At 51.3% G+C, this 18,272-nt stretch carries 16 protein-coding genes; 9 read left to right on the plus strand and 7 right to left on the minus strand.

The genetic code is table 11. The features are described 5' to 3' along the window. Nucleotides 1–338: 338 nt before the first annotated feature. Nucleotides 339–1,205 (minus strand): LysR family transcriptional regulator, encoded by an 867-nt coding sequence (locus A3842_RS25550; protein WP_074103181.1) that lies wholly within the window; start codon nucleotides 1,203–1,205, stop codon nucleotides 339–341. Nucleotides 1,206–1,363: 158 nt separating this feature from the next. On the opposite strand from A3842_RS25550, the gene A3842_RS25555 reads away from it, so the two are divergent. Both A3842_RS25555 and A3842_RS25560 read left to right on the plus strand, forming a co-directional pair. Next, nucleotides 1,364–3,103, plus strand: coding sequence for an ABC transporter ATP-binding protein (locus tag A3842_RS25555; protein WP_074103182.1), 1,740 nt, complete (start codon nucleotides 1,364–1,366; stop codon nucleotides 3,101–3,103). Further along, on the plus strand, nucleotides 3,100–4,839 hold the full coding sequence (locus tag A3842_RS25560; RefSeq protein ID WP_074103183.1) for an ABC transporter ATP-binding protein: 1,740 nt from the start codon (nucleotides 3,100–3,102) through the stop codon (nucleotides 4,837–4,839). The genes A3842_RS25555 and A3842_RS25560 overlap by 4 nt, the downstream gene beginning before the upstream one ends. Nucleotides 4,840–4,847: 8 nt before the next feature. Here the strand turns inward: A3842_RS25560 and A3842_RS25565 are convergent, their stop codons facing one another. Both A3842_RS25565 and A3842_RS25570 read right to left on the minus strand, forming a co-directional pair. After that, a complete protein-coding gene (locus A3842_RS25565; protein WP_074103184.1) occupies nucleotides 4,848–6,836 on the minus strand; it encodes a Na+/H+ antiporter in 1,989 nt (662 codons plus the stop codon). Nucleotides 6,837–6,910: 74 nt separating this feature from the next. Continuing rightward, nucleotides 6,911–7,771 (minus strand): AraC family transcriptional regulator, encoded by an 861-nt coding sequence (locus tag A3842_RS25570; RefSeq protein ID WP_074086150.1) that lies wholly within the window; start codon nucleotides 7,769–7,771, stop codon nucleotides 6,911–6,913. A gap of 187 nt (nucleotides 7,772–7,958) precedes the next feature. On the opposite strand from A3842_RS25570, the gene A3842_RS25575 reads away from it, so the two are divergent. Continuing rightward, on the plus strand, nucleotides 7,959–10,028 hold the full coding sequence (locus A3842_RS25575; protein WP_074103185.1) for a beta-galactosidase: 2,070 nt from the start codon (nucleotides 7,959–7,961) through the stop codon (nucleotides 10,026–10,028). A 93-nt stretch (nucleotides 10,029–10,121) separates the two neighbouring features. On the opposite strand, the gene A3842_RS25580 is transcribed toward A3842_RS25575, so the two are convergent. Beyond that, entirely contained in the window at nucleotides 10,122–10,745 is a 624-nt protein-coding gene (locus A3842_RS25580) for an NUDIX hydrolase (RefSeq protein WP_074103186.1), read from the minus strand. A 109-nt stretch (nucleotides 10,746–10,854) separates the two neighbouring features. Here A3842_RS25580 and A3842_RS25585 point away from each other — a divergent pair, with 109 nt between their 5' ends. From A3842_RS25585 to A3842_RS25595, 3 genes are all read left to right on the plus strand, one after another. Beyond that, nucleotides 10,855–11,373, plus strand: a complete 519-nt coding sequence (locus tag A3842_RS25585; RefSeq protein ID WP_074103187.1) for a hypothetical protein — start codon at nucleotides 10,855–10,857, stop codon at nucleotides 11,371–11,373. Between the two features lie 82 nt (nucleotides 11,374–11,455). Continuing rightward, complete coding sequence (locus A3842_RS25590; RefSeq protein ID WP_074103204.1) at nucleotides 11,456–11,758, plus strand: ArsR/SmtB family transcription factor; 303 nt, start codon at nucleotides 11,456–11,458, stop codon at nucleotides 11,756–11,758. Between the two features lie 142 nt (nucleotides 11,759–11,900). Next, nucleotides 11,901–12,458, plus strand: coding sequence for an NAD(P)H-dependent oxidoreductase (locus tag A3842_RS25595; RefSeq protein WP_074103188.1), 558 nt, complete (start codon nucleotides 11,901–11,903; stop codon nucleotides 12,456–12,458). Nucleotides 12,459–12,588: 130 nt separating this feature from the next. Here A3842_RS25595 and kduD read toward each other — a convergent pair whose 3' ends face one another. The 3 genes from kduD to kduI form a co-directional block, all read right to left on the minus strand. Then, a complete protein-coding gene (kduD, locus tag A3842_RS25600) occupies nucleotides 12,589–13,344 on the minus strand; it encodes a 2-dehydro-3-deoxy-D-gluconate 5-dehydrogenase KduD (RefSeq protein WP_074103189.1) in 756 nt (251 codons plus the stop codon). 66 nt (nucleotides 13,345–13,410) lie between these two features. Continuing rightward, entirely contained in the window at nucleotides 13,411–14,166 is a 756-nt protein-coding gene (locus A3842_RS25605; protein WP_074086156.1) for a DeoR/GlpR family DNA-binding transcription regulator, read from the minus strand. 34 nt (nucleotides 14,167–14,200) lie between these two features. Continuing rightward, complete coding sequence (gene kduI, locus A3842_RS25610; protein ID WP_074103190.1) at nucleotides 14,201–15,034, minus strand: 5-dehydro-4-deoxy-D-glucuronate isomerase; 834 nt, start codon at nucleotides 15,032–15,034, stop codon at nucleotides 14,201–14,203. 379 nt (nucleotides 15,035–15,413) lie between these two features. Here kduI and A3842_RS25615 point away from each other — a divergent pair, with 379 nt between their 5' ends. The 3 genes from A3842_RS25615 to A3842_RS25630 all read left to right on the plus strand — a co-directional run bounded on the left by A3842_RS25615 (nucleotide 15,414) and on the right by A3842_RS25630 (nucleotide 18,269). Continuing rightward, nucleotides 15,414–17,090, plus strand: a complete 1,677-nt coding sequence (locus A3842_RS25615) for a hypothetical protein (RefSeq protein ID WP_074103191.1) — start codon at nucleotides 15,414–15,416, stop codon at nucleotides 17,088–17,090. Between the two features lie 338 nt (nucleotides 17,091–17,428). Then, nucleotides 17,429–17,926: an SRPBCC family protein gene (locus A3842_RS25625; RefSeq protein ID WP_074103193.1), complete on the plus strand. Its 498-nt coding sequence runs from the start codon at nucleotides 17,429–17,431 to the stop codon at nucleotides 17,924–17,926. Between the two features lie 91 nt (nucleotides 17,927–18,017). After that, nucleotides 18,018–18,269 (plus strand): YolD-like family protein, encoded by a 252-nt coding sequence (locus A3842_RS25630; protein ID WP_074086161.1) that lies wholly within the window; start codon nucleotides 18,018–18,020, stop codon nucleotides 18,267–18,269. Nucleotides 18,270–18,272: the final 3 nt, after the last annotated feature.

Genomic DNA, 18,272 nt, shown 5'->3' on the forward strand with positions numbered 1-18,272 from the left:
GTTTGAACGTCTGGATCAATGGACGCGAATGAGGGTGCGAGCCTTTATGCGCAAAAAGAGATCTACGGTGTCAAACCGGCTGATACCAAACAAAGTACTGGAATCAGCCGGAATGGTATTTCTAACAAGCTTACTCACCACACGTTCCTAATTCAGGAGTGAAATAAGCAATCCGGCGACGGATGAAGGAAACTCACTCCTGAAGATGGGGAACTGACGAAGGAAAGCCGTGTGCGGGAAATCCGCATGCACGGTTTGACGGGGAGTCCGAGGGAGTAATCCCTCGTCTTACCCTACTGATCTCTACATAAAATGTTCTGCCAGTTATATGAATGCTGTTACTTCTTAAAGTTCTCAATAAACTTCTCAGCCAGGGACGACAAGTATTTGTCCTTCATCCAGACTGCGGCCACCCGGGTATTCAGTGAATCGCTGCGAATTTCCTTGGACAGAACATTGCTGTTGTTGGCAAGGATAAAAGCGGACCTTGGAATGATACCGATGCCGAGCCCTGCATTCGCCCAGAGCAGGGTCGTGCGGGCGTCATCGTTCATACAGAAGACCTGGGGATCGAAGCCATGCTCCAGACAGGTCTCGCGGATCAGCTGTTCGAAGCGGCGGTAAATAATGAGCGGCTGCTTACGGAGCTCCCCAATCTCAATTTCGGGCTCTCCACCTGTCCAGTCATATTCAGGTGCCATCACGGCAATCATAGGTTCCGATGAGGTGTATACACACTCAAGGCCTGCGGAGTTGAAAGGAGTGCGGACAATGCCGACTTCGACGATACCCTTGTTCAGCAGATCGAGAACGCGATAGGTATTGCCTTCGTGAATCTCGAATTTCACCCCGGCGTAGACCAGATGGAACTCCATCAGCCGCTCCTGAAGCAGGGTTGCCGCAGAAGAAGAGACGGTGCCGATGGACAGGGTGCCTGAGATACCTTTGACAAAATCCTTCAGCTCCCGGGTTGTAGAATCGGTCAATTCAAGAATTTGCTGTGCCCGGTCCCGCAGAATGATTCCGGCTTCGGTAAGCTGGATACTGCGCGGCCCGCGTTCTACCAGCTTCACCCCCAGCTCCTCCTCCAGCAGTTTCAGCTGTTGGCTGAGCGGCGGCTGGGCCATTTGCAGCTTTCTCGCCGCTGAGGTAATTTGTCCTTCTTCGGCAATAGCCATGAAATATTTCAGTTGGCGGATATCCATAAGTTAACCTCCGTATTGAGCTCGCTGCCATATGCGGATCGTATCGCATGGATACGAAACCAATATTATTAATATGTAAACAGGTATGACATAATCATAACGGGTCTTATTCCATTTTTCTAGCTGTTACATACTACATAGGTTAGGTGAGGATTACTGTGTTCAAAATTGCTGTATTTCTTAAGCCCTATAGGAAAGAAGTGACACTGGGGCCGATCTTCAAGCTACTGGAGGCCATTCTTGAACTCTTACTGCCCACCATTGTTGCACTGATCGTCAATAACGGCATCGGCCGCCATGACAGCGCCTATGTGTACCGGATGGGAGGGCTAATGGTGCTGATGTCCTTGCTCGGATTTGGCTGTTCCATGGTTTGTCAATATTATGCCGCCCGGGCTTCGCAAGGCTTTGGTACTTCCCTTCGCAACAAGATGTTCAAACATATTTCAGCCCTCTCCTATGCCGAGCTGGATACCTTCGGTACGCCTTCGCTGATCAACCGGATCACGAATGACGTGAACCAGCTGCAGCTCGCCGTAGCGATGCTGATCCGGCTAGTCATTCGCGCTCCGTTCATCTGCATCGGAGCTATTATCATGTCTATGATTCTCGACTTCCGGCTCTCGCTGATTCTGCTCGCGGCGACTCCGGTATTTGGTGTGATTCTGTATTTCATCATCACGCGCAGCTCGCCGCTCTACCGCAAATACCAGCAGAAGCTGGATCATCTGGCCCTGGTGCTCAGTGAGAATCTGTCCGGCATCCGGGTGATCCGCGCATTTGCCAGGAGCCGCAGTGAAAAACAGCGCTTTAACGCTGCTTCGGAGGATCTGACAGCGACAGCAATCCGCGTTGCCCGCATCTCTGCGTGGCTGGGACCCATGACAACGCTGGTGGTGAATGCAGCGATTATCGCCATATTGTGGGCAGGCGGCATCCACATTGATGCCGGACGGCTGTCCCAGGGCGAGATTATCGCTTTTATCAACTATGTGACCCAGATCCTGCTGGCACTGATCGTAGTGTCAAATCTGGTGATTATATTTACCAAGGCTTCATCATCGGCGAACCGTGTGAATGAAGTTTTGGATACCGTGGCCTCTGTTGCGGATATAGGGAATCAGGGCCTTACACCAGCAGAGAAGCAGGCTCCTGCGATTGCCTTTGAGCATGTCTCGTTTGGATACAACACCACCGGTGAGCTGGCATTGCACGATATTTCAGTGACCATTCAACGTGGAGAGACCGTGGGACTGATTGGCAGTACCGGCTCCGGCAAGTCAACCTTTGTGAACCTGATCCCGCGTTTCTATGATGCTGTTGAGGGGGAAATCCGGGTCGATGGGGTAAGTGTCAAAAATTATGGATTGGAGGAGCTGCGGAGCAAGATCGGCATCGTGCCGCAGAAGGCAACGCTGTTCAGCGGTACCATAGCTGACAATATCCGCTGGGGCAGGCAAGATGCCTCACACGCAGAATTAATAGCCGCTGCTTCTGTAGCCCAGGCCGATGAGTTCATCCAAAAGCTGCCTGAAGGGTTGGATACTCCAGTCGCCCGCGGAGGTCTGAACCTGTCTGGCGGGCAAAAACAGCGGCTGGCCATCGCCCGTGCCGTGGTGATGCGTCCGCAGATCCTGATTCTGGATGATTCGGCAAGTGCACTTGATTTTGCCACGGATGCGGCCCTTCGTCGTGCGCTGAAGGAGAGCAGCGGAGAAACTACTGTGCTGCTGGTCTCCCAGCGGGTGAGCACTGTCCGCCAGGCGGATCAGATTATCGTCTTGGATGAAGGACGGATCGCGGGTGTTGGCACACATGAAGCATTATTGCAGAGCTGTGGAGTGTACCAGGAAATCTGTCAATCCCAGCTTTCAAGTGAGGAGGTAGGTACGCGATGAGCTCCGGAGCAACCTGGAAAAGAATGTTTAACTATACCAAACAGCATAGAGGCATCGCCATCGCCGCTGTTTGCTGCGCCATATTGAGTGTAATCGCCAGCCTGATCGGACCGCTGCTGATCGGCCGAACCGTTGACCTAATGGTTGGCCCTGGACAAGTGGACTTTGACCAGATCCTCCGGTTGCTGCTGGTCTTGGCTGTGGTTTATACTGTCGGCAGCTTTTTTGGCTGGCTGCTGACTTACTGTACCAACCGGATCGCCTACCGGACGGTTTATGATTTGCGGAGTGAGCTGTTCGACAAGCTGAACGTGCTGCCGCTGAAGTTCCATGATAATCATCCCCAGGGGGATAGCATCAGCCGGTTCGTCAACGACATGGATGCTGTCTCGGATGGATTGCTGCAGGGCTTCTCTACGCTGCTAACCGGAGTGGTCACTATTGCCGGGGCCATTGGACTAATGCTCTACATCAGTCCGGTGATGACACTTGTTGTGCTGCTCTCGGCACCGGCAACCTTTTATGTCGCACGTTTCATTACGACCCGTTCCCAGAAGCTGTTCCGGGAGCAGGCCAAAATTCTCGGCGGGCTGAACGGGTATGTGGAAGAAGTCGTAGGCGGCCAGAAGGTGGTGCAGGCATTCCGTTACGAAGACCACAGCTTCGCCCGGTTCTCTGAACGGAATAACGAGCTGTACCATACCGGCATCAAATCGCAGTTCTACGGCTCGCTGTCCAATCCAAGCACCCGTCTGGTGAACAACATTACATTTTCTGTGATTGCGATGATCGGCAGCGCACTGGTAATCGGGGGCCATTTCTCGGTGGGGGATCTATCCAGTTTTCTAATCTATTCGAATCTGTTCGCCAAGCCGTTCAATGAAATAACCGGTGTGATCACTCAGCTTCAATCAGCCACGGCTTCGGCGCAGCGGATCTTTGCCATTCTTGACCTGCCGCCTGAAACCCAGGATGCCAAGAACGCACATGTTATGGGTGTGAGCCAAGGTACGATTGCTTTTGATAAGGTAAGCTTCGCGTATACACCGGAACGTCCGCTAATTAAGAGCTTCAGTCTGGAAGTGGAGCCGGGCACGCGGGTAGCCATTGTCGGGCAGACCGGAGCAGGCAAAACAACACTGGTCAATCTGTTGATGCGCTTCTATGACGTGGACAGCGGCAGCATCAGGATTGACGGCACAGATATCCGGGCGATTACCCGCGACAGCCTGCGCCGCAATTTCGGGATGGTGCTGCAGGATACCTGGCTGTATGGCGGTTCGATCCGCGATAATATTGCTTACGGCAAGCCGGAGGCGGCTGACGAAGAAGTGATTGCCGCTGCCAAGGCTGCGAACGCCCACAGCTTCATCAAACGGCTGCCCGAGGGCTATGCGACAAAGATTTCCGGATCAGGAGATAATCTGTCCCAGGGACAGAAGCAACTGCTCACCATCGCCCGCGTCATGCTTGCCGATCCGCCGATGCTGATTCTGGACGAAGCCACCAGTAGTATCGATACACTGACGGAGGCCCGTATTCAGAAGGCTTTTCTCACGATGATCTCCGGCCGTACCAGCTTCGTGATTGCCCACCGGCTGTCCACCATCCGTGAGGCGGATGTCATTCTCTACATGAAAGACGGCGATATCGTCGAGAGCGGTACGCATGAAGAATTGCTTAAGTATGCTGGCCATTACGCCAGACTGTACAATAGCCAGTTTGCGGCGGTGTAGCCAGCGGATCAAATGGTCAATTCCCTGAGATCATGCTCCATCAGCAACAGATTACTTTTCATTTCCTTCATTCCGGCCCGTGAAAGCTGGCCTGATTCAAACTTGAGCTGAATCTGATCTCGTTCCAGCTGGATGCCTACCCGTGCCAATTCATCCAGAGTGTTGTCGAACTCTTCCCTGGAAGAGGAAGAGGCTTCGCTTCTGGTATATCTGCTGAGCATTCGCTCGTAACGCAGAATCGAAGAGCTGACGTCCTCAATCTCTGTGCCGGCCGTAGGCCGTACGGCATTTAATTTTTCAATAACATACTTGATATTGCGCACTCTGAAGGCATCCAGGGCCTCCCGTCTTTCCTGGAAGCTTAGAGTAGCCTGGTGAAGCATGCCGGACACCTCCATCCATTGCCGGAGTGCCCGCAGATCAGTTTTGTATTGGTCATCCTTGGTGAACCGGAACAGTGTCCGGTTGAGCCTGTGCAGAGTGCGGTAAGCTATAAAAGGGTTCACTTCTTTGTTCTTGATCGCCAGCAGAGTGCTTTCTCTTTGCCATTTTAGCGTGTCGATAAGCAATGGCCGCTGGAGTCTTTCGGCAGCTTCGTCTTTTTTCAGCTTGCGGATTCTTGAATGGTACGTATTGATAATTCTGCCGATAGCGGCTCTATTGTCGTCATTGGTCTGTTCACTTAAGGCAATCACCACATTGCGCAGAATATCCATTTCAATAGGAGTCTCATCGTTGACCTGAGCGGCTTCCGCATCATCTCCAATTAGAAGAGGCAACAGGTAGTTGGATGCCAGTAAGGTCCACAGAATGACACCTGCCGCCAAAAAGATGATCAGATCCCGCTCCGGGAACGGATTTCCGTTATCCAGGAAAAAGGGCAGTGACAAGGTACTTGCCAGCGTGATCGTTCCCCGTACCCCGGACAAGGTGAGAATGAGCGCGTTTTTGATTGAATGTCCCGGGGCTGGCTTCTGATATCCGGTACCGGGCAGCGTCATTACAAGAACCCAGACAAAGCGCAGGGACAGTAGAGCAAGTGTCAAGACCAGTGTATAGAGAATCACCTGAGCATGACCAAGACTGGAGCTGTTCCAGATGGTCCGGATAATCTCCGGGAGCTGGGTGCCGAGAATCAGGAAAACCAATCCATTCAATACATAAATAATTACAGACCAGGTGCTTTTGGAAACGATATTCAGTCGGGCGATCTCGGGATTTAATTTTTTATATCCAAAAGAGTGGGCAATACCCGCGCTGACTGCCGCCAGAATTCCGTTGACCCCAAGCTCCTCGGCCAACAGAAAAACAGCAAAGGGAGTTAACACCTCGATCAGCATGTGCAGCGTAACATTTTCCATCCCCAGTTTCCGCAGCCACTTTACAAATACATATTTCACCAGAGTCATTAGAAGTCCTAGCAGAATACCGCCGAGGGAGATCGCCGCAAAGCTGAGGCTGGCCGAACGTAAGGAGAACGCGCCAGTTACCATTGCTGCTGCGGCGAATTGAAAGGATACCAGCCCGGAAGCATCATTAATGAGTGATTCTCCCTCCAGGATTTTCATCGTGTGGTGGGGGATTTTGATCTTTTCCTCCAGCGCTCCGACCGCTACAGCATCTGTAGGAGCCAGTGCTGCGGCAAGAGCAAAAGCTGCAGCGAGCGGAATGACGGGAAGCAGCCAATTCAGAAAGAAGCCCAGGATGGCTACAGTCATGAATACCAACCCAAGCGCCAATAAAAGTATCGGTTTCTTTAATCGCCAAAGGGCCTCTTTGTCTGATTGCCGCCCATCATTAAACAGCAGAGGGGCAATGAATAATAGTAAAAACAACTCGGGATTGAGCGTTAACTCGAAGTGGAGAGGCAGGTAGGTAATTACGACTCCGAGTATAATTTGAATAATGGGGACAGATACAGAAGGAATGAACCGGTTGACCAGATTGGATAATGCGATTGCCGCCAGCATCAGTAAAATGAACTCAAAGATTTCCAAAAGCATTAACCACCTTATGTGTAAATTGGATTGCAATGTTGCTTTCCTCTGAGGAAGGGCGCTGATGTTGGTTCTTAGGATTCATGCAGCCGCTTGCGCATCATCCCCGGTGTACAGCCGTAAGTATTCCGGAAGACACGGATGAAATAATTGGTCTCCATGCCCAGTTGCAGGGCGATATCCTGCACCGGTGTATCGGCATTCTCCCGGATGAGCTGCAGTGCACGTTCGAGGCGGAGGTTCTGCAAATATTTATGCGGTGTGATCCCATACTCCTGCAGGAACAGCCGTTGGAAATGCTGCACAGAGTAGCCTACCGCAGCAGCGAGATTTGAGACCAGCAGCGGTTCGGTAAAATGCTCATTAATCAGGCTGACCGCCTTCTGTAAAGCCTCGTTGCGAACGCTCTCCAGCTCAAGACGGCCTGCGGGTCCTGAATCAGAGGCATTGCGGCGGAGTAACAGAAGGAGCCGGTAGAGCGCCACAGAGAGCTCTTGCATCACATGCTCGTCCTGGCGGCTTGCTTGCTGATTCACCGCATGCCAGATGCTGCCGACCTGTTCCCAGCATTCCTCAAAATGCTCGGGACGAAGCGGCGGGGCACCTGGCAGAATACCAATTCCTTCAAGCAGGCCCGGTGACAACTCGCCATGAAAACCGATGAAGCCTACATGCCAAGGGGTAAGCGACAGCGGGTAATACTCATGGCCCCTGTCGGGCGGATAGGCGAAGGCCATACCGGGTTCCAAGATTGTTTCATTTCCGTTCTCCAGGTCCCGGAACAGGCCTTTTCCACTGCGGATCAGAAAAATTTGGTATACCGGGAAGCCGCCTGGACGAACATGATGATACTGGATATGGCGGCCGACCGAATAGGGATACAAGGGGAAACGGTTCAGGTCGCGCGGCATTTCAATTAGGGAGAAAGGTAGCATGATGGTCACCTCGTATTCATTTTGTACTAGTAAAGCGAGTGTATATTCCTACTGCCTGAATGGATTTATCCTATATGATATACAGTATAAAGAATGATTCATGAAATGGACAGGACTTAATCTCAGAATGTATCAGAGAATAATCCCATCCGGACATGGACCACATACCGAAAGGATGAACCCACCCATGAATATGAAATTACCCCCAGTCAGCAGCAAGATTCCAGTCATGCTGCATGGAGCCGACTATAATCCCGAACAATGGTTGAAGTACCCTGAGGTGCTGCAAGAAGATATCCGTATGATGAAGCTTGCCAATTGCAATGTAATGTCTGTTGGAATCTTTTCCTGGGTATCCCTGGAGCCGGAAGAAGGCGTATTCACCTTCGGTTGGCTGGACAGCATCCTGGATACCTTTGCCGAGAACGGGATTTATGCTTTCCTGGCTACACCAAGCGGGGCACGCCCGGCCTGGATGTCGGAGAAATATCCTGAAGTGCTGCGGGTAGAAGGAAACCGCGTGCGTAATTTGCATGGTGTCCGCCACAATCATTGCTATACTTCACCTGTGTACCGTCAGAAGACGGCACTACTGAACGGCAAGCTGGCAGAGCGCTATGCTCATCATCCGGCAGTTATCGGATGGCATATCTCGAATGAATACGGCGGCGAATGCCACTGTGACCTGTGTCAGGCGAGCTTCAGGGAATGGCTGAAGGTGAAATACAACAACAGCCTGGATGAATTGAACCATGCTTGGTGGGCTACGTTCTGGAGCCACACTTACACCTCATGGGATCAAGTGGAATCCCCGGCCCCGCATGGGGAGACGCAGGTTCACGGCCTGAACCTGGACTGGCGCCGCTTCGTAAGTGAGGCGACCATTGATTTCTGCCAGCATGAGATTGATTCTGTGCGTGATTATAATCCCGAGCTGCCGGTAACGACCAATATGCACAATATTGACGGCGTGGATTACCGCAAGCTGGCCAAGATTCTCGACGTAGTTTCCTGGGATTCCTATCCGTCCTGGGGCTACTCGGATGATGATGACGACGCTCGTCTGGCCGCTTGGGCCGCAATGCACCACGATATGTACCGTACCTTCAAGCATAAGCCGTTCTTGCTGATGGAGAGCACACCATCGCTGCTGAACTGGCAGAGTGTCAGTAAGCTGAAGCGGCCGGGCATGCACAAGCTGTCCTCGCTGCAGGCGGTTGCCCACGGATCGGACTCCGTACAATACTTTCAGTGGCGCAAAAGCCGCGGCTCGAGCGAGAAATTCCACGGCGCTGTTATTGACCATAGCGGGCACGCTGAAACCCGCGTCTTCCGCGATGTTGCCGAAGTAGGCCGGACGCTCTCAGAGCTGCAAGCGGTAGTAGGCACTACTACACCTGTACAGACTGCAATTATTTATGATTGGGACAACCGCTGGGCGATTAAGGATGCGCAGGGTATCCGCAACTCCGGCCTGAAATATGAAGAAACTGTGCTTCAGCACTACCAGGCACTATGGGAGCTGGGGATTCCGGTTGATATTATCGGTTCGGAAGAGGACTTCTCCGCCTACAAACTGGTGATTGCACCTATGCTGTACCTGGTCAGCGAAGATAACGGCAAACGGATTGAGAAATATGTCGAACAGGGGGGGACCTTCCTGGGGACTTACTGGTCAGGTATAGTCGGAGAGACGGATCTCTGCCATTTGGGCGGATTCCCGGGTCCGCTCCGCCGGACGCTGGGGATCTGGGCGGAGGAGACAGAAGGCCTGCACAGCCGGGATCTAAACGGTCTGGTGATGAATTCCGGCAATGCGCTGTGTCTTGATGGAGACTATGATGCGCATGAAATTGCCGAGCTGATCCACCTCGAAGGAGCAGAGGTACTGGGAACGTACCGTACGGACTTCTATGCGGGACAACCTGCACTGACGCTGAACCGTCTGGGTGAAGGCCGGGCGTACCACCTGGCTACACGTGTGAAGGATGCCGGATTCTATGTAGAGCTGTATGCGGCAATTGCCAAGAAAGCGGGAATTATCCGCACACTGGATACCGAGCTGCCGGCAGGCGTCACCGCTCAACTGCGGACCGACGGAGACAGTGACTATATATTTGTGCAGAATTTCAGCGGCGTGGAGCAGTCCATAGAGATGGATGCCAGAACGTACACTGTATTAGAATCCGGTGAGCCAGTTCCAGCGGTACTTACGCTTCCGGTTCATGGCTTGGCTATTCTGAAGCGGGCACACTAGTTCAGCAGCCAAGCAGACATTTAAAAGGCAGGGCCCGGTAGTGCTGGGTCCTGCCTTTTTTGGATGAGATCATAAATCGTCACTGTCAGCCACTTAGTGGAAAGCCGCTTCGATCCCTGCGATAATCCGCAGATAATAGTCCGTGTCATGCGGTACAAAATGACTGATGTCTACCCTCTCTTGGACGTCAATCCGCTCACCACGATCCGTGATACGAAAACCTGAGACATCAAGCTGCTGCAGATCTCCCTGCCAGAATTTGCGGAAGGAGGCAAACTCTGCGGTGACGATCCCGGCAACTTCTTCCGGCTGCAGATGAAATTGGTCCAAGGGGAAAGGATTGTCATACAGGAAGACATTCGCTCTCTCCCTATCGATCATCCCTTCCTTGACCATGGAATAGGGGATGATTCCTAGCGGGATGAGCTCGTCAAAAGCAAGCTGCAGCCCCAGCTCTTCCTCCACCTCACGGATACCGTCCATGGCCGTCTCGCCCGCCAGTAAATGTCCGGCAGCAGTAATATCAAGCAAGCCGGCATAGTCCCGCTTGTCCTTGCTCCGCAGCTGAAGATAGATATAGAGCGAATCTGCACGCTGTTCTACGAACCAGCAGTGAAAGGTCTCATGCCAAAGTCCGTACCGGTGTACTTCATCGCGCGGGGCGGTGCCAGTCACCTGGCCCTGTGCATCATATGTAGTAAGAATTTCGTCTGACATGTGGATTCTCCTTATTGGCCCAGTTGCTAATAACACTATCACAAAAAATAGGAGAATGCTCGGCAGTCATTGTTCAGAAAGGTATAATATGGATTAGGAGGGGAAGAACATGCGCGTGGCAATAGAAGGGCAAGAATTCAATTCATTAACGGATGAAAGACTCGGCTGGGTTTGCATGGAGCCGACCTTCAAGCTGATCCGCGGAAAATCACCGGAAGTGAAGGCTGCGGCAATCAAGCAGTTGGGCAAGGGGCAGACAGCACTTTGCATGTTCCGCATCATGTATGACCATAGCAATAAATCATCAGCAGAGTTTTATGCATGGAGCTCTTACCTGCTGGACCAGCCGGGAACTTGGAACGGAGTGCTGGAGGGTGTGCGTTTTTTTGCAGATGATGCCATGTTGGAGCTGCTTGAAGAGACACGGAAGAGGCTGGAAGCCAGAAACCGCAGATTGGGTTTGGGATGGGGCGATGCTCGGCTGAACGATATCGAAACCGATCCTGAACTGCTGGAGATAGTCAATGGCCTGTATGAGCGCTTTAAGCGGCTAATCCCGAATACCCATAACGTTATCGCTGAATATATCCGTGCCCACCCGGACGAGTTTGTGGATTTCATCGGATAATTGGTGGGGTTTTGCAAAGAAGCGGCAAGATTTAATGAGTTGACATATCGGGAAATGTCGATATAATGATGGCATGAAACCAATTAGCCCGCTTGATGTATTTAAGGCACTTTCCAATGAAGCACGACTTCAAATTTTGGAGTGGTTAAAAGATCCTGCAGCTCATTTTGGACCCCAGGGAGGGGTTGATCTAATCGAAATCGGGGTATGCGTAAGCCAGATTACAGCTAAGCTGAATATGACCCAATCTACCACCTCTCAATACTTGTCTGTTCTGCAGCGGGCAGGGCTTGTGCATGCAACCCGGCTGGGGAAATGGACATATTACAAAAGAGATGAAACAGCATTATCCCAAATAGCCGCTTACATTCAGAAGGATCTCTAGAGAATAAAGACTGAATTCAAACATGTGAATTCAGTCTTTAAATACAAAACAAATCGATAATTCGTGATATGTAAATTATTTAATTTTTGCTCTATACATCGACATATCACGAATTGTGTGATTACAAAAGGAGCTGTTCCATGTGACCACCCCATCCAAACCTTCTGCCAGCCACGCAACCCTCGTTATCGTTGCCCATCCACATTTGGAGACATCCCGGATTAACAAGCGGTTGGCGGCCGAGATTGACGGAATAGGTAATGTTACCGTTCACCGGTTGTACGAGCGTTATCCGGACGAAAAAATCGACATAGTTCATGAGCAGGCACTGTTAACAGCTCATGAGCGTATCGTGCTTCAATTTCCATTCTTTTGGTATAGCTCGCCTGCCTTATTGAAGAAATGGATGGATGAAGTATTCGAGCATGGCTGGGCTCATGGCAAAGGGGGAGACAAACTGAATGGCAAGGAGCTTCTGATAGCGATCTCTTCCGGAGGCGCTCAAAATATGTACCAGGCAGGGGGGCTTCATAATTACTCTTACAGCGAGCTGTTGCGGCCGTTTCAGCAATCCGCTAATCTGACCGGGATGATCTACCGCCAACCTTTTGTAGTGAGCGGAATCCGTGAAGTAAATGATGAACAGCTGGAGAACTATGCCGCAGATTATGGTCTCTATGTGTCAGGTGCGACAGCTTGATTCATGAAACGGGTTCCCGGAGCTATTCACCGGAACATGCAAAAAAAACTGGACCGTCCTTTGTTAGGATGGTCCAGCTTTTTTTGTATGTGTATGTCTATTTTAAATTTAGGAAGAGAATAGCCAGGTATTATCTAGCCAACCATCCGCCATCCACGTTCAGAATGTGGCCGTTCAGGTAGTCGGAAGCAGCGGATGCCAGGAACACAGCAGGTCCTTTAACATCTTCAGCGGTTCCCCAGCGTCCGGCAGGAATCCGGTCAAGGATGGAATCGGAGCGGTTCTGGTCGGCACGGATTGGAGCTGTATTCTCCGTAGCCATGTATCCCGGAGCGATTGCGTTGATGTTCAGACCGGAGCCAGCCCATTCATTGGCAAAAGCTTTTGTCAGACCAGCTACGGCGTGCTTGCTTGCCGTGTAGCCCGGTACATTGATGCCGCCCTGATACGAGAGCATGGAGCAGATGTTGATGATTTTACCGTTGCCTCTTTCCAGGAAGTGGCGGCCGGCGATTTGCGACAGCAGGAAGACCGTGTTCTGGTTGAGGTTGATGACATCGAACCAGTCCTTTTCACTGTGGTCCTTGGCAGGTGTACGGCGGATCATACCTGCACAGTTGACAAGAATGTCAACGTGGCCTGTGAAGGCAACGGCTTCGTCGAACATGCCTTGAAGCTTGGAGTGGTCGCTCAAGTCGCAAGCGATGCTGAGTGCTTTTACGCCAAAGGCTTCAGCAGCTGCTACGGTTTCAACACTGGCATTGAGGGAAGCGGAGATAACGTCTGCGCCTGCTTCTGCAAATGCAAGGGCAATCCCTTGCCCAAGACCTTGGGCCGCACCTGTTACGATAGCTGTTTTACCTGCCAAACTGAATAAAGATGACATTTGATTATTCTCTCCTTTTAAAAAACGTTGATGAGTATCTTGAAATGGCTTAAATGTGTATTTAATTTACCCGCATTCGATGTTGATGCCTGCGTTTCGGAACTGGCTTACGGCTTCGGCCGCAAGTCCGCTGTCTGTCAGCAGCACGTCCACTTCCTGCAGTGAAGCGAATGTGCGCAGTGCAGTATGTCCGAATTTGTGATGATCGCAGACGGCGAATACCGTGCGGGCCGTTGATACTAAGGCTTGTTTAAAATCGATGAAATCACCGGTGTAAATGGACAGCCCGTGTTCAATATGAACGGCTGTAGCCGACAGAAAGGCTTTTTCTATATTAAGCTTTTGGACATAAGAGACCGCTTCGGGACCGGCCAGCATATTGCGGACCCGGTAACCTCCCGGAACGACGAGACGGATGTTATCTTTCTGAACCAGCTCGCTGATGATGTACACATCATTGGTGATGACCGTCAGCGGAATATTCTCCAGCCTCCGGGCAATTTCAAGCGTGGTACTGCCGCCATCCAGTGCAATAATATCATCCTCTGCGATATGGGCCAGCGCCAGCTGAGCAATCTCTGTTTTTTCATCGGAGTATTTATCCAGCGGATTCCTCAAGGGCAGAATGCCGAACTGATCGCTTTGAGCCAGCACGGCTCCGCCGTGGACACGCATAATCAGTCCTTGTTCCTCCAGCTTGCTTAAATCCTCGCGGATTGTTTTACCCGTGACCTGGAGCTTATCACTCAGCTCGTTCACTGTTACATCCTTCTGGTTCAGCATTACTTCCATAATCATCTCGTGTCGCCGTATCGGGTTCATCCGCCTGCCTCGTCTTTCCGTAGTTGTTTTTGTTCTATTGTAATTCCTTCATGCCTACGGGGTCCATATCATCATAACGCTTGTTGTCTCCGGCCATGCTCCAGATGAAGGTGTAGTTGTGTGTACCTACGCCGCTGTGGATCGACCAGCTTGGAGAAATTACCGCCTGTTCATTGTGCATTACGATGTGACGGGTCTCTGTAGGCTCGCCCATGAGGTGGAACACAATGGAATCATCCGGAAGGTCGAAATAGAAGTAAGCTTCCATCCGGCGCGGGTGAGTGTGGGATGGCATTGTATTCCACATGCTGCCCGGTTTCAGCTGGGTCATACCCATAACGAGCTGAGCACTTTGCACACCATTGGTGTGAATGAAGCGGTGAATGGTACGTTCATTGGAGTTTTCCAGGCCGCCCATTGCGCCGGATTCGGATTCAGCCAGCGTAGTTTTGGTAGTAGGGTAAGATTGATGTGCAGGCGCTGAGTTCAGGTAGAACTTTGCAGGCTTTACGCTGTCAGCGCTTTTGAAAATAACATCTTTGGCGCCTTGTCCAACGTACAGACATTCCTTGTAATCTATTTCATATTCTGTTCCGTCTACAACAACTGATCCCTTGCCTCCGACATTGATAACACCCAGTTCGCGGCGTTCGAGGAAGTAAGTAACTCCAAGCTCTTTCAGGTCAGTAGTGAGCACGACATCTTTATTTACGGGATTAGCACCGCCGACGATCATTCGGTCTTCGTGGGTCAGGACAAGCTTCAGTTCATCCGGCGCAAAAATGACAGGAATGTGGAACTCCTTGCGCAAGCGTTCTGTGTCAAATTGCTTAACTTCATTAGGATGGGATGCGAAACGTCTTTCCATTGAATATTCAATCTCCTTCGCAAACATATTTTCGTTCGTATAGGTACAATTTAATCCATATAAGTTCATTTAGCAAGTGATAATCTTTTTTAGTGTGTTTATTTTAGTTCATTTATTGCGTTTTGGCGTTGCCATATGAACTGAAAGCGTGCACAATAGAATTGGAAAGAGAATGGATTTCCAGTATGAGGATTCTGCCGCAGCGGAGCTGATGAGAACAGGGAGGAACGTACCCATGAGGTATATTACAGGTGGTAAACGCAGTTCCGGGAATGGATTCAGCACCATAATGTAATAAGATACGAGCTCAGTAGGTATGGACTTTCCAGACGCGTGCCATAACATATTAAAATTCAAGAAATCTGGAGGGAGAACGAAAGTGGGAGAACTTAAGGCTGCACCGGGCCCATATCAGGCCCGCCAAAAGGAAATTATCTATAATATCGCTAACCGGGCTGAACAGCGTCCATTGATGGACAGCGGGCTGTGGTTCCATGATGATGTCCGGAATAACTTTTATTATGCATCTTACCTTTTTGCTGCGGCGGTGGATCCTGGTTTGGAGCTGCCTTTTGAGCGGGCGGAGGCCAAACGCAAAGCAGAGGCCGTGATGCTCGAAACCGTGCTGCTGCAGAACCGGCAGCCTGGAACTCTATTATACGGCCATTGGCCGCTGGGACTGCATCCTCTGCCGCGTGAAGCAGCGCCGCATGAGCTGCCGGTGGAGATCATGGGCAGCCTGTTGGTCTGGTTCTTCAAGCAATACGGGAGCAGACTGAATGCCGGACTGCGGATTGCGTTTCACACGGCAATCGGACATATCTACCGCAGCGGCTTCTATCGTAAGCCGGTGGTTCACTTTGGACATCATGAGGCCAAATATACGGCAGCAAAGCTAATCTTCGGCAGGCTGTTCGATGATGAGGAACTGCTGGCAGACGGGCGCCAGAGCCTGGAGAATACACTGGCGTATATCCGGGAGAAGGGAATGCCGGAGTACGGCAGCCTGCCCTGGTTCTGGCACTGGGTGCAGGCATTCACCTGTGCCTGGTCGCTGGAGGAAGACAAAGAGATTAAAGACACGCTTGGAGAAATGCTGGATTACCTGTGGAATGAACGGGGACAATTCTATCTGCAGGGAGCCTGGGCTGGTGCGCATTCCCGGGGCTGGCCGCATGACGTTCCGGCGGATGGCAACGTACTCCATGACTATGTGCAATTTGGGGATTTCCAGCTGCCGCAGAGTATGCCGCGTACGGAATATGCCGGGTTCCTGTTCTATGAAGCTCCTGCTCAGGTGCGGGCTGCCGCAGTGAACCGCCAGACTCCGGTGGAAGTCACCAAGGTGACGCAAAAAGTCATGCCAGTAGATCCGAACCCGCAGCCGCTGATTCACTCCTATGTGTATATTACCGGGAGCTTCGCTGCTGGTGGTCTATGGGAGCGGGTAGAGGAGTTCGACAATGAGCAGCTCCGCTGGGTCTTTTCACTGCCAGTGTCTCCTGAGTATGCCGTGAACCGGCTCTACTTCTTCCATCCCGGCCAAGGCCATCACGAAGGTGATCCCCGCCATCAGAGCCGATATATGGAGGTGCTGTATCACCGGAGCACCATCCTCTCTTTATTCCCTGTACCGGAGGGTGAAGCAGACACGATAATTGGCGTACTGCCCAAAGGCGAGTGGGTGAAGGAGTCCTCTGCGCTGTTCGGCAAGGCGGGTGATGTCTATTTTGCCGTGTACCTTTCCCGCGGTTACCAGCTTATTGACCGGGAAGCTTATCTCGAAGTGTCAGCCCAAGGGATGCCGGGCGGTGTAGTTGTCGAGGCTATCAGTGTCAAGGAGGCGGCGGATCGGGGGATCGGCGATCTTATGTTGTTTGCAGCAGAACGGGCAGCACATGCACCCTTTTTTGAGACAGGAGCCATCTTGTCCGTTCAATATGACAATATTGAAGGAGAGCAGTTGCAATTAAGCACAGGCGAACAAATGACAACGCAAGCGCTGCTGAACGGCAGCCCGATCTCCTTGGAGCACTATACCGTTAGCGGCAATTAATCGGAAATTCTGGAATTGCCAAAGAACCCGCAGGCAGGATGTGAGCCTATGCGGGTTCTTTTTAGATTATACCCTCATGTTGCAGGGGCTCTTATTTGTCTGTACGTGCCCGTTATCCTGTATCCTTTCCACCGTAAGCGTCATTGGAATTGTCTACACGATATGGGATCTTATCACCGTCATACTGCAACCCGTCCGATTCATAATCCTGCCTCCATTTGCCTAAAAACTGGTTATCCTTTACAGTTGAAATAACGATGTCTTTCTGCACAAGGTTGCAAATCACCAGACCAGGGATACCGGAAAGAATCATCATTCAATACAGGGAGGTTATTCAATTGATTGCTACACTGCAAGCAGCCCCAATGGGGGCAACTGCAACGTTTGAACGCCATTACAAGCAACCGGTGGACAAGGTATGGGCGATGCTGACGGATAATGAGCTGCTGGCTAAGTGGTTTCCTGAGTTAAGAGCCCTGGACTTATCGGCAGGAGGAAGCATGATATTTGACATGGCGGACGGCAGCTCAATAGTCATGGAAATTAAGGATATCAAGGTAAACTCCATTCTGGAGTATGTCTGGGGAAATGACAGCGTGCGTTTTGAATTAAATCCCGATGGAGATGGCACCAGGCTGCTGCTGATCGAGAGCATCAGTGAAATTACCAGTCATACGGCCAAAGACCTCTCCGGCTGGCATGTCTGTCTGGATGTAATAGGCGTACTTCTGGACGGGGAGGAACTGCGGAACCGCAAGAAGGTATGGGAGCAATGGTTCACGGAGTATACCCGGCTGGTGGATGAATTCAGGTTCACCCGCACAAACAGGGGATAAGGTTCAATGAAATGCGCGTCCATGTTATAATATTCAGGAGCATTCATACGAGACTGAATTTATCCCTGTAATGACTTATTGGAGGAGTAGCGTGGCAAAAGCGAAGGTGGCCAAACGGCCGACAAGAGATGAATTTGTGCTGGAGGAAATTGGCAATCAACTGACAGAAGCCATGCAGGAGGTCTCTGAGATTTTATTGACCGTCTGGGGCAAAGAGGAGCAGGTCCGTGGAACGATCGTTGGCATGGACTCGCGTACCGGCAAGGTGCATGTGAGTTTTAATGAGGAACTGTTCAAGGTTCCATTTATGGACATAATGGCCTTGGATTACCCGAGAGATTAGCAG

The organism is Paenibacillus sp. P3E, assembly GCF_001909045.1.
Lineage (GTDB): Bacteria > Bacillota > Bacilli > Paenibacillales > Paenibacillaceae > Paenibacillus_AQ > Paenibacillus_AQ helianthi.

What these genes read in the sequence shown, in the direction of transcription:
- A3842_RS25550 (WP_074103181.1), bottom strand. Translation starts at nt 1,205, where the DNA reads ATGGATATCCGCCAACTGAAATATTTCATGGCTATTGCCGAAGAAGGA.
- A3842_RS25560 (WP_074103183.1), top strand. Translation starts at nt 3,100, where the DNA reads ATGAGCTCCGGAGCAACCTGGAAAAGAATGTTTAACTATACCAAACAG.
- A3842_RS25570 (WP_074086150.1), bottom strand. Translation starts at nt 7,771, where the DNA reads ATGCTACCTTTCTCCCTAATTGAAATGCCGCGCGACCTGAACCGTTTC.
- A3842_RS25575 (WP_074103185.1), top strand. Translation starts at nt 7,959, where the DNA reads ATGAATATGAAATTACCCCCAGTCAGCAGCAAGATTCCAGTCATGCTG.
- A3842_RS25580 (WP_074103186.1), bottom strand. Translation starts at nt 10,745, where the DNA reads ATGTCAGACGAAATTCTTACTACATATGATGCACAGGGCCAGGTGACT.
- A3842_RS25585 (WP_074103187.1), top strand. Translation starts at nt 10,855, where the DNA reads ATGCGCGTGGCAATAGAAGGGCAAGAATTCAATTCATTAACGGATGAA.
- kduD (WP_074103189.1), bottom strand. Translation starts at nt 13,344, where the DNA reads ATGTCATCTTTATTCAGTTTGGCAGGTAAAACAGCTATCGTAACAGGT.
- A3842_RS25605 (WP_074086156.1), bottom strand. Translation starts at nt 14,166, where the DNA reads ATGAACCCGATACGGCGACACGAGATGATTATGGAAGTAATGCTGAAC.
- kduI (WP_074103190.1), bottom strand. Translation starts at nt 15,034, where the DNA reads ATGGAAAGACGTTTCGCATCCCATCCTAATGAAGTTAAGCAATTTGAC.